The organism is Algoriphagus pacificus (assembly GCF_017254845.1).
Lineage (GTDB): Bacteria > Bacteroidota > Bacteroidia > Cytophagales > Cyclobacteriaceae > Algoriphagus > Algoriphagus pacificus.
This window is the reverse complement of sequence record NZ_JAFKCU010000007.1, coordinates 82443-108362: the sequence shown is the minus strand read 5'-3', so window position 1 is coordinate 108362 and position 25920 is coordinate 82443. Positions and strand designations below refer to the sequence as shown.

Genomic DNA, 25920 nt, shown 5'->3' with positions numbered 1-25920 from the left:
AGGGCATTTGATTCGTTTCAGAAAAATGAAATTGCTTCTATTACACTGTTTGTCATTGGGAGTTCCGTTTTTTTAACATGCAGTTACCAACTTTTAGCAGAATCGGTCGCCCTCTCCTAAAGGAGAGGGAGGGGTGAGGCCCAAAAATACCCAGTACTGGGTATTTTTTTTTATCATTTTTTCCCTTCCTTACAATAGTTCTTTTTCACCTGAAAAATTCGTTTTTTTTGGATGGGAAGAGTCTTAATTGTTCTCCAGACAGGGTATTTGAGTTAAGTAGAAGTAGGGTCAATTGAATATTCGTGAGGATAATTGTGTGGAATTAAAAATCCCACCCAGCCTTAACTATAGATTTGACTACACCCAGAAGGGCGATGTGAGAGAGTTTTACGAACTACTATCAGCAGGGAGATTACCATTCCATAGATCTGAATATAAGTTCTATTTTTTAACAAGAAACTGAACAAATTTAAGGGGATAAATTTCACTCATTCAGCAAAATTTAACTGAATTCAATACAGAAGATGAGATAAGTTTAATCGCAATGAAAAGAGTTATTTTAATACATGGAACTTTTGCAAAAAATGCTGAGTGGATTCAAAAGGATTCTTCATTTCAGTTAGCTCTTATGAAAAGCCTGAAATCAGATGTAATTTTTTCAAAATTCGACTGGGATGGCAAAAACTGCCATAGTTCAAGGATAAATTATGGCGATAAACTTAGAATTGTTCTTGAAAAATCCCTATTAAACAACCCTAATGATGAGCACATTTTAATTGCACATAGTCATGGAGGTAATGTTGCTATGTATGCACTATCAAAAATGAAAAATTCATTTTCGAACGTTTCTCTAGTAACCTTAGCAACTCCCTTTATTAGATGCGAAAAGTTTGAAATCAGTGGAATCTCAGGGATTCTAATGATTATAGGAATAATTAGCTTTTTTACAGCCATGTTCTACTTACCAAATCAAATAAGTTTGGAAATAGAAGGACCATTTTCCTTTTTAAATGGGCCGATTCGCTTCATAAAATTTGCAATAGCATTTTTAATTGCCAAAGGATTAATTAAAATTAAAGCTTTTATAATTTCCGAATTTCAGGAATATGTAAATCTATTTTATAAAAAAATAGATTATAGAAAAACTGAGTTAAAAAGAATGTTAGTTGTAAGAATTGAAGGTGATGAGGCCTTGCTCTGGCTCAGAATATCATCGTTTCTACAAAAAGTCACATCAAAATTTGGAGAAAGAGCAACCAAACTATCTTTTCTTTCATTTGGATATCTATACGCTTTACTTTTTACAATTAGTATAATTGTTATTTTACTAGGTGAATTAACTTTCAATAAAATTAATTTATCATTTTTGGATTTAGAGGAAATGCAAATAGTGTATCTAATAATATTTGTATTATTTCTTATTCTATTAATTTTTCCAGCCTTAGTATTCATCATATCCTTACCCATTCTATATCTTTTTAGAGGAAACCCATTGATTTTCGGGTGGGAGAATTTTTTTAAAGGATTATCGTTAAGTATTTATCCTTCTCAGAACCCTCCTGATGAAATAACCTATGATGTGTTATCATACCCTTCAGATATTAAAAGAGTTAAAGGATTGTTGCATTCACAGCCATATTTAAATAGTGAAATTATTACAAAAATAGGATTATGGATAGAAGGCTAGGAAGTTACAAACTTCACCAAGTCACTAGGAGCAATTTGCCTACTCCCAGAAAGGGCGAAACCACCAAACAACAATTGATACTGATAACTTGAGGATAGCACAAAACGATCTCCTTCTCCTTAAGAGCTTGTCCCGATGAGCATCGCGATATCGGGAAGAAGGCAGGGAATGAGGCCCAAATATACCCAGTACAGGGTATTTTTTCTCTTTTCGGATTTCCTGAACTTACAAAACAGTAAATCCAAAAACCACCAACATCCAATTCCTTGCAAAAGAAAGCCCTTCAATTACTCTTATTTACAGCTCTTTTTTTTCTGGCTTTTCAGCTTCAGGCACAGACGGTCTATATAACCAAAACAGGAGCAAAGTTTCATAAGGAAACCTGTCGCTATGCTAAGACAGGCTGGGCTGCAACGCTTACAGAAGCTAAAAAGAGAGGGTTGACTGCTTGCCTGGTCTGCAAGCCAAGTGCTACAGAGAATAAATCAACTACACCAACTCCTGCCAAATCCAATACCCTAGAAACCAAAACAACTCAGAATACTTCTTCTCAATGCATCGCAACCACTAAAGCCGGATCCAGATGCTCAAGAAAGGCTGCATCAGGAAGTAAATATTGCTGGCAACATGATTGATAGAAAGCGATTTAACCAGTTGCTTCCCGATTACTGTACTGAATTGGTAAGGATATTAGGGTGGAATTTTAAATCCCCCCAGTCTAGTCAGTTTTTAAAAAAGAAATATGCGTAACATTTTGAAATCTAGGATGATTAGATATTGCTTAGCTTTAATTGGAGGGATATTATGTCCCTTCTTGATTTCTTGCCAATCTCAGCCACAAGAAGCAAAAAATACTGATATTATTGTCGAAACAAGTAATGAGGCAGTTATTACTTTAGAATACCTAGAACTGCTGTTTGAAAACAGGGCTAAAGAAGATTCTTTGCTGAGATTATTAAAAATGAATTTTTTTAATAAAAAATTTAATGGCGTGTTCATTTCAGAGGAGATGATTAACTATAATGAGCCGAAACATTGGATTCATGTTAATAATTTTGGTGAGTTATCTAGCGTTTCATTCTCAACTACAGATAAAAAGTATTGGGATGATTTAAACAAGGAGCTCAATAATATCACTAAGGGCCAAGAGTTCGACGATAAGACTAGCGATAAGACTCTAAAGTATTTAGGAGAGAAGTATATTTATGAAACGTATGAGCCAGCTAATGGTGTAAACGTTTCTAAAAATTCTCTATATCAGGTATTTGTTCTGAATAGAAAATAAATAGTAATTAGAGCAGAAAAAATACACTTGATTTACTTATAAAAGAAGATTTTGAGAAAGATAGGCTAATTGCCATTTGACTAAATCTTCATTTTCTCAATTCTTTCTTTGGATTGATTATCTCTAAGTTTTGTATTTTTAGTAAGGAGATTAAATTCAAATAAAATAGAGATTATGCCAAATGTATTTTTTAATAGAATCGAAGATGAGACAGGTGGCATATGGGGGTATGAGTTCAATAAAAATGCCGATTGGACATTTTTTACCTTAATAGAGGATAAGTACGCAGACCTGGACTTAAGTAAGCCGATATATTTTACCTCCAGCGAATTTAACTTACATGAGTTTGAGTCGATCTTAAGAAGAAAAGTGGACAACGAGCTTGTTGAAAAGCCTTATATAATTTTTAAAGATTGTAGATTTAGAATTCAGGAACCTGTCTCCTTCAATAATTTTTTAATTGAATTCAGTAATTGCCAGACTTTAACAAGTAGTTTCTCATTTGAGAATTGTTCCAATTCAAGCATACGAATTACTAATCGTACTGCTTTTGGAGTCATCTTATTTAAAGAGAGTACTGAAATTGAATTACAATTTAAGGATGTTGAATTTCGAGAATTGAAGCTTAGAAATTTGACAAATATGAATTTCAATGCTGAAGACGTAACCCATCCAAAAATCAAAGTTGAAAATTGTGGGTTTAGAGATTTTTCCATCTATAACTCTAAAATTCAAAAACTAATTTTTGAGAACTCAGAAGTAGGATTTCTAACATTAAGTGGAGTCCAAGGAGGAAACATCAGTCTGTTTGCGGATCACAAATCAAGGATTGGTAAAAGGAAGATTTTTGAATATGGAAGACTGAATATCCAGAGTTGTAATTTTACTAATCTGTCCCTAAGCGGAACTGATAAGGATATTCTTTTAAAAAGCCTTGAAATAAATGATACTTCAAATTTTACTTTGGCTTCAATGGAAATCGATAGCCTAACCTTAATTGGGGCCGGCCTTTCCAATATTCTCATTTTTTCATGCATGATTAAAAATTTGAGATTTCTCTATTTCAAAATAAAGGAAAATGTGGTCTTTAATCTTGGTGAATATGGTGACGGAGAATTGATCTTAGACAACGCAATTTTGAAGGGGGTAGAAGCAAACCCTAGTTTCTTGCACAATTTTAAAAGTCTAGTACTCAAGGACTCATCAATTGTGGGCTTTGTTGCTCATTCCTATAAAATGGTTGAACAAGAAACTATAAGGGAGATGAGGGGAGATTATGTGAGCAAAATTGATTTTTGTAGGGAAATGAATGCATTGATGATCGAACAAAACAATAAGCATTATGCTACAATCTATAGAGCTTTGGAATTGGAATTTAGAGCTAAAGTCAAGGACTCTTCCTTAAGTTGGTTTGATAAACAAGTATTGAACCTAAACTATTGGTCTAATTTCCATGGTACAATGCCCCAAAAAGCATTGTTTTGGATTTTATTGCTGATGGTTATACAATTTGGAATTATCAATCTTGACCTTTCTTTCCAAACGAATCTTCCTTTTGAAGCCGGTCTTGACTTTTTGTCACAAAACTATTCATACTTTATCAAGCCATTTACTTTTTTAACTGAAGTAGAAGAAAACTATAAGCCGTTTCACAGCGAGAATATGAAAGCTACCTTTCATCCCGTCACTAAAGGATTTGACTTTTTATATAAGATCTTATTTGCCTACCTGTTATATCAGTTTATTGCGGCTTTTAGGAAATTCAATAAGTAATCTAGGGTCATGGTGAATATGCAGATAAACAATAAATAAATAAAGTGAATACCTTAACTCTCATACTAGGTATATTTTCCGCCATCCTTCTACTTTTTGTACTACGTTGGATTGTTCTTTTCTTAAGAACAAAAAGGCACAATGCTATTTTTCCGCTGAGAATCAATTATGTACGGAAAGATATTTCACGACAAGGCACATTTCTTTATTTGGAACTGGAAATGAAAAACCTATCAGGAAAGCCAGTATACCTTTCAGAAGTTCAGCAACGAAATATCAAAGGGCCATACTTCACATTTTTACTTCAAAATGATCAGGGTAAAATCAAAAGAAGCTTATATGAAATCCGGGAGGCATTTCCGACCAAGCTAGAGATCAAAGAAGGACAAAGTCTTTTCCGGTACTACCGAATGAACCTTGAGCCTTCTATCATGACAATAAAGCTTTACCTCCAATATCGTGTTATTATAAAAAATGGTATGGCAACTGAAACAAAAGGAATCTGGGTAATCCCATCAGAACTAGAGAATATTCCTTTTAAACCGAGAAAATAAATAAACCTTTTCCCTTCTGGTAAGATCTTTTTTTAACAATAATTTCCACTTTCAGCAGAATCGGTCACCCTCTCTTCGAGGAGAGAGCCTGTCCCGATATTTTAATCCCGAGCGGTTGCAATTCGGGAGTGCAGCGTATCGGGAGAGGGGTGAGGTCCAAATATACCCAGTACAGGGTATTTTTTTATATCCAAAAATACTTTTCTTGCCGATGTTTTTTTAGTTTTCAAAAACAACCAACTCATTACGTAGTCATATCTTCCAATTAGTGACGAATCGCTCGCTCCTATTTAACAGCTCGATACCTGGAGAGGAGTGAGGTGGAAAAGAAAATTGCATATTAGAGTGAAGTTGGAAACTTCACCCAATGCTACCTCAAAATAACTACAACCCTTGGAGCTAAATAGACTAATTTAACTGCAAATTGATTTGATGTATGTGGCTTTAAAATTGAATCTAAAATCTAAAGACAATAAAAATGTGGATCCTATATTATTTGAATGAAAAGAGGGTTGAAACAATTTCGTATCAAGTCACATCTGCAATTTTGAAAAAGGAAATTAAATCTAAGAGAAAACAACTAGGATTAATGGCTAAAGGAAAAGTTGGATTTAATAAACTAATTAGTAAAATATTTAAAGCTGAAGTGTCTGTTGAATCAGATTTTGGTAATCAAACTGAAAAGGAACAGTTTTATGAATTTTCAGAATTAGATCAAAAAACTAAAAACGCTTTAGAATTTCTTGCTAACAATGACAATTATCAAACGATAAATGATAAAACAACTAGATTAATTTTTGATCGAAACAAACTGGTGAAATTTTCAGGAATGTTCAGACCTCATATTAAAGGTGATACCTACTCTCAAAGACTCGCAAATTATGAAGGTATGAAGAACATTAGTTGGTCGGGGAAATGTGGCGATGTACAATTGTTTCTTTACACTGGAAAAAACTCATTGATTAGTAATACCCCAATTCATCCAGCATTAGAATCTTCCAATGGAAAGATATTTATAGAAGGTTTTGGGCTTTATTCAAAGCATACAGGGATGAAATTAACAATTATCCCAATTCTTTTTGGGACTCAAATAAAAAATTATAAATGAGTGTAATAATTAGTGTGCCTAGTAGATTAACCTATTTTAATATTCAAAAGGTTATATTTAATATTGAAAGCTTGACTGATCATGAAATAGTATTTGATCTTTCAAAGCTAAATTATGTTGATCCAGAGGGGTTGAATTATATAGCCTTGATGCCATTTTATTTGCAAAAAATTTTACTAAAGAAGATCAAAATTAGACTTCCTGAAATTGAGGAAAGTATCTCTTATTTACATTTTACTGGTTTGCTAGATACTTATTTTAGGAATTTTGAAGTTCAATATTATAACTGTGTAGAAGATGTAATGTTTCTTAAAAAGACTTTTAATCGGAGTGGTTGGCAAAAGGCTAAAATTGGAATTATTACTCCAAATACATTTCAATCTTTTTTAGCAAACGAATTAGCGAACGTTGAAAGGCTAATTTCTTCTTCGAATATTAGTAGTACTTTTTGTTTTTGTTTTTACGAACTTGTTCGAAATATTTTTGATCATTCAGGTGAAACAATTGGAGGTTTTTCTTTTCATTACAAAACAAATGGACAAAAAAGTCTTTCCCTTTCTATTGCTGATATAGGGAGGGGAATTCGAAATACAATGTCCGAGGTTTTGGATTTTAATGATTCTATTGACGATCACATGTTTATCCAAGAAGCTATTAAGCCAGGTGTAAGTGGGACTGGGATAATTGGTAGAGGATTGGGATTGGCAAAAATAGTTGAAATCATAGATCAAGTGCAGATTACTTCTGGAAAAGGTCAAATTAAAACTTTTGAAGGAAGAGTTAAGCAATCTGAAGTTTTGAATTATAGTTTGAAAGGGACAAGCATATTTTTAAAAATTCAATTTTAATTTTAAGTTGTATATAATTAAAGTAGGAGAGAAAAAAATCAAGGGATAATAGTATACTAAATCCTTATAAGATATTCCAGTAGATATAGACCCGTCTTATTGACGGGTTCGTTTTTTTTGGCCGACATTTTCGATAAAAGATAGCTCTAGTAAAATGGCTTGAAAACCTAATCCTATGAGTCAAATAATACAGATAATCAAACTCAGTAGGCCAGTGATGGGCAATTAATACAATTGCCGAGTCATAGAATCGGAAATTAATCATCTGGTTTGCGTTCTATTTCTTTGGAAAACACACCGTAAATCATTCCTATCGCCCATCATTTTCTAATAAATACCCAGTACTGGGTATTTTATTAACTTTTAGTTTTCCCGATCTTACAATCTATAAATTTGAGCAGGATCGATTACCATCTTTTCTATCAATTTTACCAGTCAAAAAAGGAATAGAAATAAGGGTAAATAGACTAATTCCTAAAATGAATGTGATTTTAAGGAAATAAACATTTTAACTACTCCAACAAGAAGAGAATAAAGAGAAAAAATACAGTATTGAAATTCAAATTGATTGTATTTTGAACCTTTTTGTGAAAAGATGAGTGTGTCTGCTATAAAATATCAGAAAAGGATAGTCTGTTTTTTGGATGTGCTTGGTTTTGCCTCCCTCCTTAATGAATTTGAGGAAGATGCCGATCTGGACAGTGAGACACTCTCACCTGAGAATTTAATCTCTGAAAAAGCAAATGAGTTTATTGTTGCTTTTAAATCCGTAGTAGATTTAATTCCCAAGAACTATTGTAGGTATTATCTCTTTAGTGATAATATTTGTATCTCTGCAGATATAGAGGAAGATAGAAATATTGCCAATGAAATATTGTTTGTAGTTTCAAATCTCTTCCAAAGAATGGCTTCTTTGGGATATTTCCTAAGAGGGGGTATAGATTATGGGTGGATGCTAGATGAAGAGGATATAGCTGTTGGGAAACCATTGGCCAATGCCTATTATCTTGAGTCTAGAGTAGCTATGTATCCACGGGTAGTTATTTCAGATTCATTTTGTGATTTGTTAAAAGACATTGAAGCGGATTTTGATTTTCAGCTAAAAACAGAGGACAAGCTGACTTTTATTGACCCCTTCTATAACGCTGTTAAAGCAGCCGATAGGGTAGAGTTTTTCGAAACCTACCGTATAAAAATCCTGGAGAAATTGGGAATTAAATATGAGGAGCCAAAAATTGGGTTAAAGTATAAATGGCTGGCCCAAACCTATAATTGCTTTCTTGAAGAGTTTATTGAAAATAATGGGATCTTGCTTGAGGATGAAGAAGTCGGAGAGGAAGAATTGGATAGATTGAAAACCTTATTAATCGAATTGCCATGAGTTCAACATTAAAATATGTGCCTGTTTTTAGAGCAAGACAGCAGGAAATTCTTGTCTTAAAAGAATCTGATTTTGGGAATAGAATCTATCCTATGGTGGAGGTTATAAAGGAAAAGGATAGAAAAAATAACCAACAAAGCTCATTCGAAATCTATAATGAGCTATTCAATTCAATTACTTCTGATTATGTTTTTTTGAGTTTACCCAATTATATTAAACTTTCTAATAGTACCCAATCAGATGTAGTTACCTTTTCTCGATTGGTCTTGGAGTCTGTGGCTGGCAGGGTGGAATTTTTCGAGCAATTTAAAGCAATTCAAAAAGTGATTCCGGTGGTTTCTTCTCTTTTGAATCTTTTAGGAGAAGCAGATACCATTAGCAGACAAAGTAAGAGCTTGGTGGGGATGTTTTCTAAAGTTGCTTTCATAACAAATCCTGATTCTTTCGAGGAAGATCTAATTGAAATTGAACAATGGATAAGAAGTGATTCGGATTACTTTATTTATGATTTGGGTACAGTCAGTCCAACAAATCCAATCTTCAGAAAGCATAATCGCATTATAAGAAAATGTTTCCAAAGCGTGACGAAAATCATTATCCGAAGCGCATTAAACTCCGATATTAAGAATGTAGAATTGGATCATAATGATGTGATTTCTGAAGCCGATAATAGCCTGATTGAATCCTTTGAAAGAGAATCTTTTGATGCATTCGGTGATTATGCAGGTATTAAAAAGGATGATATGACTGCTGGAGGCACAATTAGTCCAGGATTTATTTTTTATGATCCCTATGACAATCTTTATTATGGTTTTAAGGCAGAAGTTAAGAAACTTGAACAGTTTAAGGATTTTATTGTACCAGCAGTTTTACAAAGCATTCCATTTGTAAGACTTGAAAAAGATTATAATTCATTTGTTGAAGGGAATCCAGGAGTCCAGATGCTTCGTGATATCTTGACAGGGGCAGAGAATGGAAGAAATCAGGCTAAATTCAAAAAAATAGCCATGCTCCACTATCTTTATTGTATGAAGGTTTGGATAGATGAAGGTCGAACAATACCACTTTATCAAGAGTATACCAAAGACGGACTGATAGGGTGATTAAAGAAATATTGGTAGTCCAATGGGAGTATTTCCGAAGACCTATCTTTTATAAAACCCCATTTTTTTGAATAGCGTTTTTTCAAAGCTTTTTTTACCCCTTCGTTAATTTGTCGCGGGGAATACCTTTCCAAAACCACCTCAAAGTTATTTGATTGAAAGGTTGATTTTAGCTCTTTTGTAGTTAAAATACCAAGTTGTGATTGGGGATCTATATTCTGGTTTTTCTTCGCAGCTCTTACTCTTTTGAGGGATTTATCCTTAAGGGTATAGATTCCAAAAATTCCAGGGATAATCCTTTTTGATTTTTCAAGATGCTTATTAGCTACTACCAAATAATTGTATTCAAATAATTTTAAATAATCCTCACTTTGTTTTTCTAATTTTTCAAGGGAATCAAATTCAGATTTTATTTCATAAGCTGTAGTTACTCCATTGATTTTTAGCAGGTCAAGCCGTGATCCTAACGCACTGACTTCGTAGGCTCCAACGATTTCCTCTTCAAACATAGACTGCGTTAACAGCTGTTTGAAAAATAGCTCATCTTCGAAATAAGTAAGTGCCAGTGAATTCAGTTGGCGAAGCAATTCAAGTTTTGAACCACTTATTAGACTGTGTTTTGGAATAAAACTCCCAAGCCAGTTGACAAGCTCTTTCTCACTTTTAAGAGGGTGGTAAGTTTTGAAGGATTTGGCATTAAAAAATTCCCTAAGGTGATCCATATTTTCCATAGGCAAATAAAGGTCTTCAAAACTGATTGAGCAAATCTCAAGCCATTAAACTGCATGATTTTTCCTGTGGATAGTGAACCTCTTCCAGTGAGCCTAGAGATATCTGTTAGAAGGTGGAGGGTGAAATAGTAAAATACCCAGTACTGGGTATGTTCTCATATTATTTTTTTCCCTTTCTTACAAAAGTCTATTAGTAACTGAAAATGACTAATTAACTCATTTCTTATCCTTTACCTCCATCTGGATCAGGATCGAGTGCATTCTCTTTCAGGAGGAGGATGGGAGGAGGTGAAATTGCAATTCCCACCAAGTGCCGACTCATTATGTGAGTACGCTGAGGGGAGATTGAGTAGCTATTTTAGGTATCTGAAATGATATTGTCTTACCCTGAATTTTAACTTGTATAAATTTTAAAGAAATGAATCAACAAATTATTACAGCAATTAAAAATCAAAATGTAATAGAATTTTATTACGATGGCGAACTGAGAATTGTAGAGCCACATTGTTATGGTGAGACTACGGCTGGAAATGAAGGCCTTCGAGCTTATCAAATTGATGGATATTCTTCATCCGGTAAAATGGGATGGAAAATGTATGATTTAGGTAAAACCGATGATATTGAAGTTTCAGAAAATACATTTGAAGTAAGAGATGGCTATAAGAGAGGTGATAAAGGGATGGCAAAAATCTTTGCTGAAATCTAAATATGGAAATTCAGGAGGTGATTCTGGTGTCTCGTCCTTTGAAATAGGGACTGATTTTATTGTTCTGAAGTTTGCAGGTTCTTTTCGTACATATCGATATAGCTACCGAAAAGCAGGTCAACACCACGTCGAGACTATGAAAAGGTTAGCCTGAAATGGTAGCGGTTTGAATAGTTACATAAATCCATATGTGAAAAATTCATATGATTAAAGTTAAGCAAAAATGTACCCTTACATTTTGTGCCGGTATAACAGTACTAATTTGTCATAAATTGACAAAAGGTTAAGTAAAAATTATGGAAATATCACTTGTGAATTGTAATAACATTGATGAAGGATCAATGATAATTACTCCTAATAAACTAAATATTAGATATGGGATTAATGGAACTGGAAAAAGTACAATTACAAAAGCGATTGAGCTAAAGATAAATGATCCACATAAATTAATTGAATTAAAACCTTTCAAACTCATTGATTCTAATAGTGAGTTAGAGCCTCAAGTTTCCATTCCTGATTCGATAAATAGTGTTCTTGTTTTTAATGAAGAATATCTTAATAAATTCCTTTACAAAGAAGATGAACTTATAGCCAATAGTTATGAGATTTTCATTAAGACTCAAGAATTCACAGCCTCAATGGAAGAGATTGAAAGGTTGTTATCTGAGGTAAAGAAAGTTTTTGATGAGAATCAAGACCTAGAACAAATAATTATTGATTTTGAAAGCCTATCTAAAAGTTTTTCTACAACTCAATCAGGCCTTTCCAAATCCTCAGCCTTATATAAAGGATTAAAGGAAGGAAATAAGCAAGAGCACATCCCTGCGCATTTAATTGGGTATTCGAAATTGATAAAAGACAGAAGCTGTACATCATGGTTGGATTGGCAGATTAAGGGAGAACAATTTTTAGAGATAGCAGAAGACGATTGTCCATATTGTACATCCTCAACAGTTGAAAAGAAGGAAATGATAAAAGCTGTAACCAAAGTGTACGATAAAAATGTGATAAAGAATTTCGGTATCATTATTCATGCTTTGGAAAATTTGGGGGATTATTTTAGTAGTAGTGCTAAAGAAACTCTCAAGAGTATCACCGAAAAAAAGAGTGGATTAGAAAAGGGGGAAGAAGACTTCATTGTAGAAATCAAAAAACAAATTGATAATTTACTATCAAAATTAAAGTCATTAAAAAGTATTTCTCCTTCAAGTTTTGCAGAGGATGAAAATGTCATAGATAAATTAAAGAGTTTAGTCATTAATATAGCTCTTTTTGATCGACTAAAATCTTCAAAGACAACTCTTATTGTCGATTCATTGAATTCCTCCCTAAACATCATTTTAGAGAAGGTAGGGCTTTTACAAGGAGGAATAAATAGACAAAAAATACTAGTTCAAAAACTTATTGAGCGTCATAAAACGAGGATCAACTCATTTTTAGAAAATGCAGGGTATAAATATCAAGTTGAGCTGATCAATCAAGTTGATGATTATAAGTTATTGTTGAAGCATGTTGACTCCAATAAAATGCTTAAAGGAGGTAGACAGCATTTAAGTTTCGGTGAAAAAAATGCTTTTGCCCTCGTGCTTTTTATGTATGAAGCTTTGTCAAGGAAACCTGACTTAATAATATTGGACGATCCAATCTCATCATTTGACAAAAATAAAAAATATGCGATAATGCACATGCTGTTCAGGAATGACAGCAATGCATGCTTAAAATGTAAAACTGTTTTGATGCTGACTCATGATCTAGACCCTGTAATTGATACTGTTAAAATTTTAAAGGAATTCTCTGGTATTTCCGAATCAAAATTTATTTATAGCAAGGATGGAAAATTGCTAGAGAAAAGTATAACTAAAAATGACCTTCTAACTTTTTCGCAAATCTGTAAGAAAGTTATTTTCTCAGATGCTGACGAAATAATTAAGTTGATTTATCTTAGAAGGCATCATGAAGTAATAGATGATCTCGGAAATGAATACCAAGTTCTTTCAAATCTATTTCATAAGAGAAGTTTCAGTGATTTAAGAGATACTAGGAAAGAAATTGGAAATGACATGATGAATGCTGAAGATTTTGAAAGTGGCGTGGAGTCAATAAAGAAAGATATACCTGATTTTTTGTATGATCATTCATTATCAAAAATACTTGATGAGAGTTTTTTAAAAGATTTGTTCGAAAGTGCTCCTAACTACTATAGTAAATTGAATGTATTTCGATTAATTTATGATGATAACCTTCATGAGTTGTCCAGTGTGTTAAGGAAATTTATAAATGAGTCTTATCATATTGAAAATGAGCTTATTTGTCAACTTGATCCAAATGACTATGAGGTGGTTCCACAATTTATAATTGAAGAATGTGAAAAATACATTGATGAAAAATTTCCCAATTGATTTTGTCTATTTTATACCCATCCACTATTTGCTCAAATCGGTAAAATGAAAAAGATTTGTATAAGATGACAGCAGTCAGATAGCTGAGACTCTAGTACAAGTCCAGCTTGGGCTTGTTAAAGAATTTGTAATTTGTTAATCATAAGTACTTTTAATATGAAGTGATTTAAAACATGAAGAGCTCCCACAGGTGCTAGACAGGCCTTGGTGGGCAGAGTTTCATACATCGTGTAGTTATGTGAGGGTGAAAATTTCTGGTCTTAGCTAATTATTCATCACTTCAGACAAACAACTAAACAGATATGATTACAAAGAAAGACATACCTTTAGACTTACTTAAAACAATTGAACCAATTGCTCAAGCAAACCTTGACTTAATTCAGTTTAAAAGGGAAGATAATACTTTTTACTGTTTTGTTGAAAATGACAGTAATTCGAAAAATTTTTTCAAAATATTTATTGACGGGTCTAAACGAATTGGTAATTATGACAAGTCAAAATATGGTTTTGAATTTAAGCCAGCTAGCGCTTCTATTGCAAAACACCGTGTTTCCCAAACGAATTCAAATGAACTTGGCGAGCAATTCCAAAATTGGATAAACTTAATTCGTGACATTCACGAAATCCCAAGCGTTCACGATGACAATTTCGTCAGACAGTATGCAGAGTTTTACTACAATGAATTCAAAATAGTAGACGAAGATGCGGACATCTCTCCATTTGACCCCAATCAACAAGACTTGGTTGAAGTTTATCTTCTTTCACTTTCATCTGCAATTGAACAATCGAGTGACAAATTAAGTGACGCAGTAAAAAATGAGTTGATCTATGACATTCAAATAATACAAGCTGCATTACCAACAACAACCAAAGGCCAAGTAATGAAAGGAATTACGAAAGTTTTTGGGAAACTATACAAGACAAGTAAAACACTTGCCAAAGACATTGTAGCAGAAGCGAGAAAATATTTAATAAAAAAACTAATTGAGTTGGGAATTGAGTATGGGCCAAGACTTTTAGAAATGTTCAATAAGGATTGATAGCATAAAGCAACATATAATATTCAAAGATTTTCGAAGTTATTTTTGGTTTTGATTTTTCGTTTCTACTGATACCACTTCAAGTATTTTGTATTCAAATTTATTTTGTGAGAGTTCACCATTCTTTTTTGCCAGAGGAAGTTTTTCGAGAATTATCTTAACAAGATCCTTCTTTACAATTCCTTTTGGGAGAACTTCACCTACATTTTTAAATCCTAAGGCTTTGGCTATTAGAGGTAAATGGCGAATATTGTATTTGGCACTGTTACCAAACATTTCAACTTTCCCTACAAATCCTGATGCTAACCCCATTTTTTGACTTAGCTCTACTTGTGTCAATCCTTGATCTTCTCTGAGTTCTTTAACGTGAAGAATCAGCCGAAAATCCATCTCTGATATTTCTTGTTCAACTATTTTACTTGGCATGGAAGTTTTTTTATACCAAGGGACATTAAAATCAACATAAAATCACCTCCATATATGGAAGTGTAAAATAAATGCTTATATTTAAAGCAGTTAAAATATCAGCGGTATCTATGCCGCACCGAGTATTACGATTCTCTCGTACAAAAACCGCCAGTATTGACCACGAGAGGATGTGATGACTCGCCCTGTTCTGGACTTAGAGATTCTTTCGATATCTTTGGGTACAGTTGGGCGGGCTTTGCATCAGTCTTTAGTGGTCAACTTTCCGAAAGGATGCGGGTTACCTGGCGGTTTCCTGTACTAAAGCAGTAAAGCTCGCCCTATTTTATGGCGATTTTTACAATAGAGACTCGTTTTACCATTTTTCATTCCTAATGAAAACGAGCATGATTGATTTACTTCCTTTTCTGTTGCATAGAGTAGCCTGTAGGATCCACAGGCTGGGAGGGTATGCTCTGTCGGTAAACGGGTCATCTTGTTCTCTTCCTATTCCGATTCCTATCGGAGCCTATTACACAATACCTGAGGAACTCGGCATCGCCGCGGTAGATCGCCTGTATCCGCTGAAGCCTAAAAAGCCTGTTTGAGGCTTAACCCACTTTTTCTCCCTGATTGCTCCCGAGTGGTTTTACCGATTCGGGACTATCCAACGAATCAGGGTTGACTTTTCGGTGGACTGTAGACCATGGTCCGCCGCCTGATCGATAAGCTATCCACTGCAGGGATTTCCGCTTATCCCATTACTTATTTCTTAATGATGGAATACTTGATTGAAAGAATGATTCTTCTGAAGGTTAGGGGAAGTATTGACTTAAAATTTTGAGAAAATACTTTGAAATACTATAGAAATAGGGCCGCCTGTGGCGTCCGAAATATTTCGCTCTGAGGTACGAAGAGCCTATTTCGCAGCCTACCGAAGGTAGGTAGCATATTTCACGACCCTAGGGAGTGTATTTCTTCCCCAAGCCCCTTCAAATTCAAGTAGCCCTTTAATCACTTAAAGCATGAAAAAAAATCTATTCACATGCTTCCTGGGAAAGCTATGTCCTTATCCCAATAGAAGCAGATCTATCTCACGATCATTTGTTTCCTATTTCAGCAATAAAGGAGCTGTATTTCGTCAGCCACAGGCTGACATACTTCATGAACGAAGCGACTTTATTTCGCAAGCCATGGGCTTGCCTATCTCTATAATTTTTATTCCTCTCATTCTATTCTTTGGTACCATAGTAGAAGCTAGTAGTCAAGTTGCTGACTCACCCATGGGATTTAGTTTAGTTGATACCTCTTTATCCCCAAGGCAGAAGGGAGCGATCCCTTCTGCCTCCCATGTGGATCTTCCACAATCGCAAAACTCCTTTTTATATATCGAGATTCCCGCTTCCCAGGCTCCGGATACGCTTTGGCTTCGCTATTGGACAGATTTCTTAAAGCAGGACAGAACCATGACCCCGGGAATTCAAAAACCCTTTTTACCAAGTCTGGGCAATTTCTTCGAAGGAAACGCTGGGTTCAAACTTTACCGCATCGAATTCCCTGAGCAATCAGCACCTTTCACTTTCAGTCTCAGGGACAAAAAAAACTACTTGATCCATTATTGGACTTTCTTTCCAGGGGATCAAATAAGAATTAGAGCTGATCTGGAAAATGGTAAAATGCTTTTTATGGGAGCAGCTGCGGATTATTACAGTGCCCAGTATGAGATTTCCCGTCTGGCGGAAGAGCTACAGTTCCAAGCCAATCCCCTGATGTTTACTGCTGATCCCGGCAGAATTCTCTCTGATTCATTGACATCAGCCCTTTATAAGCGCTCACTTGACTTGCCAAAGAATCTGTTCCCATCCATGCAGTTTTGGATACCTACTGAGCCAGACGAAAAACTGCTCGATTCTCTATTGACTCAGGATCCTTTACAGCTACCTATGATCCAGTATTTGGAAAGGATAACCATAAACTTTCCTTCTGACCGCCTTGAGCAACTTAGGCAAAGAGCATGGGGAGAGTACCTGGTTCAGATCCTTCAAAAGCTAAACCTAGGTAGAGGCTTATTGTCTCAGCCTAAATTCTACCAAAAGTTTGAATCATGGCTATCAGAAATCCCATTATCAGAATCAAATTGGCTTGACCCGCTTTACTTGTCAGGGATCAATGACCTGATTCTGTTAAGGTCCTCTGTCCGTGGAGAAAGCTTATTGGAAGGTATTGCCGATCTCAGTCCGGCTTTACAGGATCGCATACTGGGACTTTATGTGCTTTCAAACTTCAAGAAAAAAGAGAATGGGAGGAAGGAGATGATCTCCATGGCAATGAACAAGATCCAAAGCCCTTGGATAGCCAATCTGATCCATGACCTGGATTCCAAAAACTCAGAAGGAAGCCCTTTCTATTCAGGCCAGCTCCAAGGCTTAAATGCACAGCCCATTTCTTTGGACCAATACCAAGGCAAAACCCTTATCCTCAGCTTTTGGATCTCGGGTTGCAAGTTCTGTATGAAGTACTATCAATCCACGCTCAGGCCTGTTTTTGAGCATTTCAAAACACGGGATGACATCCGGTTTATTGCGGTAAATGCCGATAAGGACATGAGTACCTGGAAAGAAAATGCGCTCTCAGGACTTTATTCCCATCCGGATATGCTCCAGTTACACGAAGATTCTGGCGAGGGTATCCTAGCCTTCTATAAGATAAGCGCATTCCCACAAAAAATACTGGTGGACTCAGACTTCAAAGTCGCTCAGACTACGCTGACCCAATACAGCCCGGAGGAATTGATCCATAAAATCGAACAACTGGCAGCAGACCATACTACCCACTCAGAATTAAACACCAAATAACATGACAAAAAAAATACTAATCCTACTATGGTTCGGAATCTGGAGCGGGATGCTCCAGGCACAGAACAGCACTTCCCTGATAGGGAAAGTAATTTCTCAGGAAGACGGGGTTCCCTTACCTGGAGCGCTGATCACCTTAAATACAGATCAGCACATGGTTTTGACAGATGAAGATGGAGGCTTCAGGATAGATGCCGCACCAGGAGGCTATTCCTTAAGAGTATCCTACTTAGGGATGAAACCTTATGAAATAAGCATTACTCTTCCATACTCGGAGGAACTGTTGATTCAAATGGAATCCGATCAAAGAAACCTGGAGGAAGTCACCGTCATGTCCACCGGATATCAGGAGCTTCCGGCAGAGCGGGTGACCGGGTCATTTGTCTCCCTAGATCGAAAGCTTATAAACAGAAAGGTCAGCACCAATCTTATCGATAGGTTGGAGGATATTACACCGGGTCTGATCTTCAACCGAGGCCCCAGTGTAGGGAATAATCAGATTTCCATTAGAGGAAGATCTACCTTATTTGCCAATACCGCCCCTTTGATTATCGTGGATAATTTCCCTTACGATGGCCCATTGGAAAGCATCAACCCAAATGATGTGGAGCATATTTCTATATTGAAAGATGCCGCCGCGGCTTCCATATGGGGTGCCCGGGCCGGAAATGGTGTGATCGTCATCAGTACCAAATCAGGATTAAAATCCTCTGCCCCTAAAGTATCATTGAATTCGAATGTAAATATAATCCAGGCTCCAGACCTCTTTTATGTACCCCAGATGAACATGGGGGATTTTGTCGACATTGAAAAAAGTTTGTTTGAAAACAATTTCTATAGGAGTACAGAATCAAACCCAAACCGTCAGGCTCTACCTCCAGTGGTAGAAACCCTGATCTCCCTTCGCGATGGGAAAATAACAGAGGAGGAAGCTTCCAGTCGAATCCAAAACTATAAAAATGCAGATCTAAGAACCGACCTGACACAATTATACTACCGTCCCCAAGTCAATCAACAGCATTCTATTTCAGTCGCAGGTGGAGGTCCCGCTTCCACCTACCAATTTGGACTGGGCTTTGACAAAAACCTTCATTCGATTAATGGCAATGATGACGACCGTTGGACCATTCAGGCAAAAAACTCCTGGGATTTAATTGACAGCAAGCTTACCTGGTCTGTTGGAGCCTATATTTCCAAGGCCCAGACAAACACCCGAACCCAACTGCCACAAAACAGCCCTTATTCAAGCTTAATAGATCCATCTGGAATTCCCCTTCCCATATTCACTAACCTGTCGCAGCGTTTTATCGAGTCTGTACAAGGACAGGGATTACTCGATTGGTACAATGTACCGGTAAATGAGATCGGCCAACTAGACTATAAGAATGAACGGCTTGACGGCAGGTTCCAGACTGCATTAAACCTAAAAATCATCGAAGGTCTTTCCGCGGATATATCTTACCAATATTGGACAGGTAGAACGAGGAACAGGGAGCGGAATCCTTCCCAGTCCTACTTTGTCAGGGACTTGGTCAATCGATATTCTCAACTGGATGAAAATGGACTTATTCGACAGGTGATTCCTTCAGGAGATATCTTGGATTTTGCAGAGTCTTATTCCTTTTCCCATACCCTTCGTGGCTTGCTGAAATACCAGAAAAACTGGAAGGGTCAGCATAGTTTAAATTTACTTGCCGGAACCGAAGTCAGGGACCTGAAATCAGAGTCCAATTCCATCCTCTATTATGGATATAATGATGCTTTGGCTACCTCCGCAATTTTGGATTACCTCAACCGCTACCCCTCTTTTTACAATCCTTCATCCATGCAAACCATTGATGCAGGAACTTCCCATTCTGGATTGACGGATCGTTTTATATCCTTCTATTCAAATCTAGGCTATACTTATAGGGATAAATGGGACTTGACACTCAGTATCCGAAAGGATCAATCCAATTTCTTTGGTGTCAATTCAAATAAAAGAGGAGTCCCCCTTTGGTCAGCAGGCCTGGGATGGACCTTAAGCCAGGAAAAATTCATGTCCTTTTTAGGCAATGCCTACCTGAAATGGAAAACCAGCTACGGCTACAGTGGAAACTTGGACAAGAGCTTATCAGGACTGATGACCGCCTCTTATTTCAATCAACCCTCCAGCAGATTTGTACCGAACATTCCCGGAGCCCAGATCGTCAATCCTCCCAATCCAAATCTGAGTTGGGAAAAGGTAGGGATTTGGAATACAGGCTTTGATTTTGAATCCGGTAACGGCAAGTACACTGCCAATCTGGAATTCTACAAAAAGAGAGGGATGGATTTAATCGGTGAATATGGAGTTGACCCAGCCAGTGGCTTTTTTACAATCACAGGTAACAATGCCGAAACGCAAACCAATGGAATTGACTTGATCTTAGGTGCAAACTGGCTAAAAGGATCAGTAGGATGGAGAACTGACTTATTTTATTCCAAAGTAAAAGATCAGGTAGTGAAGGTGGATGTCACCCAGACTGCAGGAGGATTATTGAATTCTTTTTACCAAGCTACTCCTATACCGGTGGTGGACAACCCGCTTTTTGGGGTCTATTCCTATGACTGGTCTGGCCTTAATCCGGATACAGGTGACCCAGTTGGAATTTTGGATGGTGAACCTTCCGAAGATTACTTGGCTATCATCAATTCCGCCACTCCGGAAAATCTGAAATTCCACGGATCTGCCAGACCAACTGATTTTGGTGCACTTAGAAACACATTTACCTGGAAAGGCTTTAGTCTTTCATTGAATATTTCCTACCGCTTTGGATACTACTACAGACGTACCTCCATTGATTACTTCAGTTTACTCAGAGGGCAAATCGGACATGGAGATTATGGCAAAAGATGGCTGGAACCAGGAGACGAACTAACTACTCAGATTCCATCCCTTCCGGCAAATGCAAATGTGCTGCGCAACCTCTATTATTCCAACTCTTCTATTCTGGTGGAGCGGGGGGATCATATTCGCTTACAGGATATCCGATTGGGATACAGTTTTGACAAATTAGCCAACCCTTGGCTTCCCTTTGAAAGTGCCGAACTGTATGGCTATGCCAATAACCTGGGAATAATCTGGAAAGCATCCAAAGATGACCTTGATCCCGATTTTCAATATTCCTCGCCTCTCAGAAGCATGGCCTTTGGACTACGGATCAACTTCTAAATCAATCTATAGGGTGGAAGAAAATCCAATGAGCCTTTTCATTTAGACTTGGGACTCTCCGGTAGATTTTCTCCCACCCTTACAAATCAAATTATATACTCATGAAAAATCTTATCAAACTAGTTTTGCTTACATTGATTATTACTGCTGTAGGCTGTGAGGGGTTTCTGGATGAAAAACCTAATAAGTCGATTTTGGTCCCTGAGACAATAGAAGAATTCGAGGCTATCATAGACAATTACGACCGATTGAATACAAGCCCGGTTTTGAGTTTTATGTTTGCTGATGATTATTGGGTGGATAATTCCACCTGGGCCAATTTCTCCCCTTGGCAACAAAATGCCTATAAATGGTCGGATGATCCTTACCTGCCCAATGAATCTACCTTGGACTTTTCTGTAATGTATAGAAAGATATTTTCTGCCAATGTAATCTTGGATAAGATAAATCAGAAGCCTGATTGGGATCAAAACAGGATGGCACACCTGAAGTCCAGGGCTCTATTTTGGCGGGCACATGGTTATTTTGAATTGGCGGTCTTGTTCCTTCCGATCCCTGAGCAAGCAGGGGACTCACAGGAGATACGTATTCCATTCCGTACCACAGCAGAATTTGGTGTCCAAAAAGAAATGGAAGAATCAAGTAAGATATTTGATCTGATTTTGGCTGATTTGAATGAAGCATTGCCTAACCTTCCAAAAGCTACAAATTATCCCACCCAGCCTAGCTCTTATGCTGCACATGCATTGCTGGCAAGAATCTACCTTTATCTGGGAAATGAAGAACAAGCGATTTTTCACGCAAATAAGATATTGGAAGGCAATTTCGAATTATTGGATTACAATGATTTGAACTTTGGTAATGCTTTTCCAATCCCTCTTTTCAATTCTGAAACGATCTTATTTACAAATATGATCTCCCAAAGTTCTGTATCCAGAAATACAGTTGCTTTCATAGACTCTACTTTAGTCAAGAGTTTTAAAGAGAATGATCTGAGAGCAGCTTTGATTTTTGAAAATAACAGAGGGGCTTCATCCTTTAAAGGGAATTATACTGGTAGGCAAGATATTTTCACTGGAATTGCCTTAGATGAGATTTTCTTGATCTTAGCTGAAGCAAATTTTAGAATGGGAAATAACGAATCAGCTACTGAAAACCTCTTGAAGTTGATGATTAAAAGGTATCAAGATTTAGCTGACCCAAGTGAATTGTCAATTGATCTGGAATTCATTTTAGAGGAAAGAAGAAAATCCCTGCTTTTCAGAGGACAGCGTTGGATGGATTTAAAAAGACTTTCAGTGCATGACTCTTTCTTTACAACTTTAAAAAGAGAGGTCAATGGAGAGATGATTTCATTTGAGACACAACCGGAAAACTTCATTGTAAAAGTACCTCAGAGACAGTACGATTTGCAATAAGAAGGGGCCGGGTTTTAATCCGGCCCCTAACTTCACTTAATGTGCAATCGGAAGATTGCTGGCATTTTGGACTACAAAAACCTTGTCCTGCTCAGAAGAAATGGGAGTTCCCATTCCAAAAGGCTGATCAAAAAGACAGTCTCTTGTTTCATCTTCATTGCAGACATAGGTGTCTTCATCGGGATTAATGCCTGTCACATCGTACCAGACACTTCCTGAAAGTCCATATTCTCCTGTTGCAGGTTGAGGCGAAGTGAACGCCACTGCTGCAAAAGCTCCCAGAACCAATGCAAGTGCCGGAAGTAATTTTGATAATTTATTCATTGTTATGTCCCGTTTTTTAACAGATCAAAAACAGGGAAACCGTTTCAGGTTGTTTGCCTACTCTAAAAAAAGGGTTTTCGGCATCTCCCTTTCGGAGGCTCATCGGCATTGGCTTGTCTCTTAGCCCAAACCATTAAGAGAAATGAGCCTCTTTTTACAGTCATCGTGTGCTTTAGCAAAGTGTGGCGATCTCGTTCATTTGTTCTCCAACCGTGGTCTGTGCCTGCCCGTCCGCAGGCGGGCCCCACCGACCATTTAAAAGATTAATATTTCAGCCTCCGCAGGAGGCTATATTTCGGCAGCAAAGAGCTGGCATATCTCGCAGCCATTGGCTGCCTTGACATTTTTTCAGCCCTTTTTCTAATAATCGGGCTAGGGGTGGTATTACAGCAGCCACCCCTTTATATTTTTTTTTCCAAAGATTAAGTATTTGAAAAAATTAGTTAAATTATGTTTAAAGTTGCTTAATACCGATTGACTTAACGCCGAGTACCTGAACCTTTGGGGTTTCCAAACCCCGAAGGTTTTTGATTCAATAACCACACATTTAGCCCAAGCGAGTGTCACCAGTCAAGTCTTCCCAATCATGGTTTGTGCCTATCCGTCGCAGGTGGATCTTTTTAGACTATTTAGCCATAGCGAGTGTCTCCACTCGCGTAAATGATTAAAATCCTAACCATGGTCTGTGCCTGCCCGTCCGCAGGCGGGTCTTCACAGACTATTCTCACAATGCGATTCGTTTTCACCTTGCTGGCAAAACCTTTTCGTTTCCAATTGCTGTTCTCGAGCCAGCGCTTTTGAAATAATATTCCTTCATACCCAGGGTTAAAACCCTGGGCTATTAATATTTGACCCCGTTGGGGTCAGTCCCCCAAGCGAGCCTTGGATCATTTGATTTCTAAATGGTTGCCCTAGCGAGTGTCCTCACTCGCGTACATGATTAAAATCCTCCCAAATCATAAATATTATTTCTCATGTCTAATATCTCTTTGAGTGCCAGAGGCACGATAGCTAGGTATCCCCAAAGCCAATCCTTAAATCAAAGAGCCGTAGGTACGACCCAATTTCTTGCTGTTCGGGTCCCGGTAATTACCGAGGATGTAATCCCGAACCTTTACTATTGGATTTCCAATCCAATTTGTAGTCCATCTTGCTGGCGCCACGCCTTCCTCTCCGAATGACGATCGCGGGCCAGCGCTGGAAAATCAACACAACCTTTAACCCAGGGTTGAAACCCTGGGCTATTGATATTTGACCCCTTTGGGGTCAGTCCCTCAAGCGAGCCTTGGATCATTTGATTTCTAAATGGTTGCCCTAGCGAGTGTCCTCACTCGCGTATCTTAGAGGATTCATTTTGTCCAGAATTCAAATCTTAAATCATCTGGTATTCATCTTGCTGGCAAATAGATCCTTCTCTTATTAAAAATTCCGAGCCAGCGCTAGAATAAATGATAATCTTTCAATCCCCGGGTTACGTCGTACCTCCTTACCCGGGGCTACTACATTTGACCCCTTCAGGGTCAGACTACCAAGTGTTATTTGAACCATCCTTTTTCAGCTTTTTCACTTTATACTTCTTCCTTTCTCTCGGTGACTTTCGGGATTCATCATTTTTAATTCTCCATTCTACATTCTTAATTCAGGCTTCAGACTTCTGAATACACTACCCACTGCGACTGCCCACTGTCTCCTGCGACTGCCCACTGAATTTTAGCTTTCTCACTTTATCCTTCTGACTTTCACTCCTCATTCTTCATTTCTCATTATCATTCCCCAAACCTCCAATTCATTTTAAATTTCTAATTCTTACATTTTAAATTATAAAGTCCCCAAACCCCCACTCCAATAAATCCCAGGTTCAAAACAAAATGTTCCCCCCAACCCAGACTTTCCAAGATCCCCGCACAATTGCACGGTACCCTTGGAAAAGCTCCCACCCAAATCAATCCCACGTAGGTGGCAAAGACCGTAAGGAGTAAAATACTCCCGAGATACCCCCACCATCGGGTTACAGAAAAGAGTAGGAGCAAGGCGAGAAGCAACTCAATTCCCGGAACTGCAAATGCTAAGATTTCTTCAAGTTCATTTGGCATAGGCTGATTTAAAAAAGCTTTCTTACTTCCCTCAAACCGAATCAGTTTATCCAGACCAGTATAAGTCCATAATAGAATGAGCCCAAAGCTTATCATTTGATCTATTCTATCCCTTAGCGAAATATTATTAGAACTGGACATATCACATTGATGAAAAATTACTTGACTAAACCGCTAGACCAGAAAATTCCTTTCTGAAACCTGTATTTAAAGTCATCTAGATAAATGCTTTTTCAAATGTTTCTGGACGAAAAGCCAAAAAACCAGGACGAATAGAAGATTGGCAAGGACTGAAATAACAAGCCATGCAAGATTCCTGGTGATTAAAATTGATTAAAAAGGGATAGAAGTATTGCGAATTAATCAATAAAAGTGTCCATCCATTTAAAATAAGTCATCATTAAATCCTACTTGGAACTAAAAAATAACTTATTTAAGTAGGATGTAGTTGAATTTTTAGTAGCTTTAATAGCTTTGATATCTTTAGTTAATGTTTAGGCCTAAGCATAACTAGTAATTGCTGTATAGGGTATGATTGTTCTTGAAAGAAGGATTATCTATGCCAAAGATATCATGGTATTGACCGGGAGAAGTAAATCGTATGCTTACAAAAGCCTTAAAATCGTTAGAGAATGGCTTGGTAAGTCAAAACACCATTTGGTGACATTCGATGAATACGCCCATTTTCATGGTATCCAGGTATCAGATGTCTACACATCTGCTTTGGGTTCACAATAAAAAACGGATTCAATTTTTGAATCCGTTTGAGATCGGGCCTTGCCCACCGGAATTTCGATCCGGTATTAGTCTTTTTTAAACACTTTCTAAAACAGGAAAAAATATCCTGCACCTGGTAGGTTTTCCTACTTCAACAAAATAATGACTTACCTAGCCCTTGTGAATGGAGGTAAGCATTCCCGGAAAAAACTTGTCGTAGTTCTTTCCTTGTTCCGGTCTGGAGTATTGGCTTTTTTTAATTCAAAATGCTCAATCTCCGGTAATAAGTCCTGTGCTTTT

At 37.0% G+C, this 25920-nt stretch carries 21 protein-coding genes; 17 read left to right on the top strand and 4 right to left on the bottom strand.

Annotated elements, in window-relative coordinates; all coding sequences use genetic code 11:
- Nucleotides 1-544 precede the first annotated feature (544 nt).
- The 9 genes from J0A69_RS20265 to J0A69_RS20225 all read left to right on the top strand — a co-directional run bounded on the left by J0A69_RS20265 (nt 545) and on the right by J0A69_RS20225 (nt 9739).
- Nucleotides 545-1687 carry an esterase/lipase family protein gene (locus tag J0A69_RS20265; protein WP_206588456.1) on the top strand — a complete coding sequence of 381 codons (1143 nt, stop codon included), beginning with the start codon at nt 545-547 and terminating at the stop codon, nt 1685-1687.
- Between the two features lie 266 nt (nt 1688-1953).
- Nucleotides 1954-2322, top strand: a complete 369-nt coding sequence (locus J0A69_RS20260) for a hypothetical protein (RefSeq protein WP_206588455.1) — start codon at nt 1954-1956, stop codon at nt 2320-2322.
- A 107-nt stretch (nt 2323-2429) separates the two neighbouring features.
- On the top strand, nt 2430-2972 hold the full coding sequence (locus tag J0A69_RS20255; protein ID WP_206588454.1) for a hypothetical protein: 543 nt from the start codon (nt 2430-2432) through the stop codon (nt 2970-2972).
- 174 nt (nt 2973-3146) lie between these two features.
- A complete protein-coding gene (locus tag J0A69_RS20250) occupies nt 3147-4745 on the top strand; it encodes a hypothetical protein (RefSeq protein WP_206588453.1) in 1599 nt (532 codons plus the stop codon).
- A gap of 221 nt (nt 4746-4966) precedes the next feature.
- Complete coding sequence (locus tag J0A69_RS20245; protein ID WP_206588452.1) at nt 4967-5299, top strand: hypothetical protein; 333 nt, start codon at nt 4967-4969, stop codon at nt 5297-5299.
- A gap of 547 nt (nt 5300-5846) precedes the next feature.
- The gene (locus J0A69_RS20240; protein ID WP_206588451.1) at nt 5847-6407 is read left to right on the top strand and encodes a hypothetical protein; all 561 of its coding nucleotides are present in this window, start codon (nt 5847-5849) and stop codon (nt 6405-6407) included.
- Entirely contained in the window at nt 6404-7255 is an 852-nt protein-coding gene (locus J0A69_RS20235) for a hypothetical protein (RefSeq protein ID WP_206588450.1), read from the top strand. Before J0A69_RS20240 ends, J0A69_RS20235 begins: the two co-directional genes overlap by 4 nt.
- Nucleotides 7256-7850: 595 nt before the next feature.
- The gene (locus J0A69_RS20230; protein WP_206588449.1) at nt 7851-8636 is read left to right on the top strand and encodes a hypothetical protein; all 786 of its coding nucleotides are present in this window, start codon (nt 7851-7853) and stop codon (nt 8634-8636) included.
- Entirely contained in the window at nt 8633-9739 is a 1107-nt protein-coding gene (locus J0A69_RS20225; RefSeq protein ID WP_206588448.1) for a beta family protein, read from the top strand. The genes J0A69_RS20230 and J0A69_RS20225 overlap by 4 nt, the downstream gene beginning before the upstream one ends.
- Here J0A69_RS20225 and J0A69_RS20220 read toward each other — a convergent pair.
- Entirely contained in the window at nt 9706-10461 is a 756-nt protein-coding gene (locus J0A69_RS20220; protein WP_262897734.1) for a sce7726 family protein, read from the bottom strand. The two genes, J0A69_RS20225 and J0A69_RS20220, sit on opposite strands and share 34 nt — an antisense overlap.
- A gap of 427 nt (nt 10462-10888) precedes the next feature.
- Between J0A69_RS20220 and J0A69_RS20215 the strand changes: the two genes are divergently transcribed.
- The 3 genes from J0A69_RS20215 (at nt 10889) to J0A69_RS20205 (ending at nt 14615) form a co-directional block, all read left to right on the top strand.
- Nucleotides 10889-11176, top strand: coding sequence for a WYL domain-containing protein (locus tag J0A69_RS20215; protein WP_206588446.1), 288 nt, complete (start codon nt 10889-10891; stop codon nt 11174-11176).
- A gap of 296 nt (nt 11177-11472) precedes the next feature.
- Complete coding sequence (locus J0A69_RS20210) at nt 11473-13575, top strand: hypothetical protein (RefSeq protein WP_206588445.1); 2103 nt, start codon at nt 11473-11475, stop codon at nt 13573-13575.
- 302 nt (nt 13576-13877) lie between these two features.
- On the top strand, nt 13878-14615 hold the full coding sequence (locus tag J0A69_RS20205) for a hypothetical protein (protein ID WP_206588444.1): 738 nt from the start codon (nt 13878-13880) through the stop codon (nt 14613-14615).
- A gap of 39 nt (nt 14616-14654) precedes the next feature.
- On the opposite strand, the gene J0A69_RS20200 is transcribed toward J0A69_RS20205, so the two are convergent.
- Complete coding sequence (locus J0A69_RS20200; protein WP_206588443.1) at nt 14655-15041, bottom strand: helix-turn-helix domain-containing protein; 387 nt, start codon at nt 15039-15041, stop codon at nt 14655-14657.
- 374 nt (nt 15042-15415) lie between these two features.
- On the opposite strand from J0A69_RS20200, the gene J0A69_RS20195 reads away from it, so the two are divergent.
- From J0A69_RS20195 to J0A69_RS20180, 4 genes are all read left to right on the top strand, one after another.
- Complete coding sequence (locus tag J0A69_RS20195) at nt 15416-15628, top strand: hypothetical protein (protein ID WP_206588442.1); 213 nt, start codon at nt 15416-15418, stop codon at nt 15626-15628.
- Between the two features lie 417 nt (nt 15629-16045).
- Complete coding sequence (locus J0A69_RS20190) at nt 16046-17875, top strand: TlpA family protein disulfide reductase (RefSeq protein WP_206588441.1); 1830 nt, start codon at nt 16046-16048, stop codon at nt 17873-17875.
- Between the two features lies 1 nt (nt 17876).
- On the top strand, nt 17877-21068 hold the full coding sequence (locus tag J0A69_RS20185) for a SusC/RagA family TonB-linked outer membrane protein (RefSeq protein WP_206588440.1): 3192 nt from the start codon (nt 17877-17879) through the stop codon (nt 21066-21068).
- Between the two features lie 101 nt (nt 21069-21169).
- Nucleotides 21170-22486, top strand: coding sequence for a RagB/SusD family nutrient uptake outer membrane protein (locus tag J0A69_RS20180; RefSeq protein WP_206588439.1), 1317 nt, complete (start codon nt 21170-21172; stop codon nt 22484-22486).
- 36 nt (nt 22487-22522) lie between these two features.
- Here J0A69_RS20180 and J0A69_RS20175 read toward each other — a convergent pair whose 3' ends face one another.
- Together J0A69_RS20175 and J0A69_RS20170 are read right to left on the bottom strand one after the other, a co-directional pair.
- Nucleotides 22523-22810, bottom strand: a complete 288-nt coding sequence (locus J0A69_RS20175; RefSeq protein ID WP_206588438.1) for a hypothetical protein — start codon at nt 22808-22810, stop codon at nt 22523-22525.
- Nucleotides 22811-24609: 1799 nt separating this feature from the next.
- Entirely contained in the window at nt 24610-24999 is a 390-nt protein-coding gene (locus J0A69_RS20170) for a MauE/DoxX family redox-associated membrane protein (RefSeq protein WP_206588437.1), read from the bottom strand.
- A gap of 435 nt (nt 25000-25434) precedes the next feature.
- On the opposite strand from J0A69_RS20170, the gene J0A69_RS20165 reads away from it, so the two are divergent.
- On the top strand, nt 25435-25641 hold the full coding sequence (locus tag J0A69_RS20165; RefSeq protein ID WP_206588580.1) for a hypothetical protein: 207 nt from the start codon (nt 25435-25437) through the stop codon (nt 25639-25641).
- Nucleotides 25642-25920: the final 279 nt, after the last annotated feature.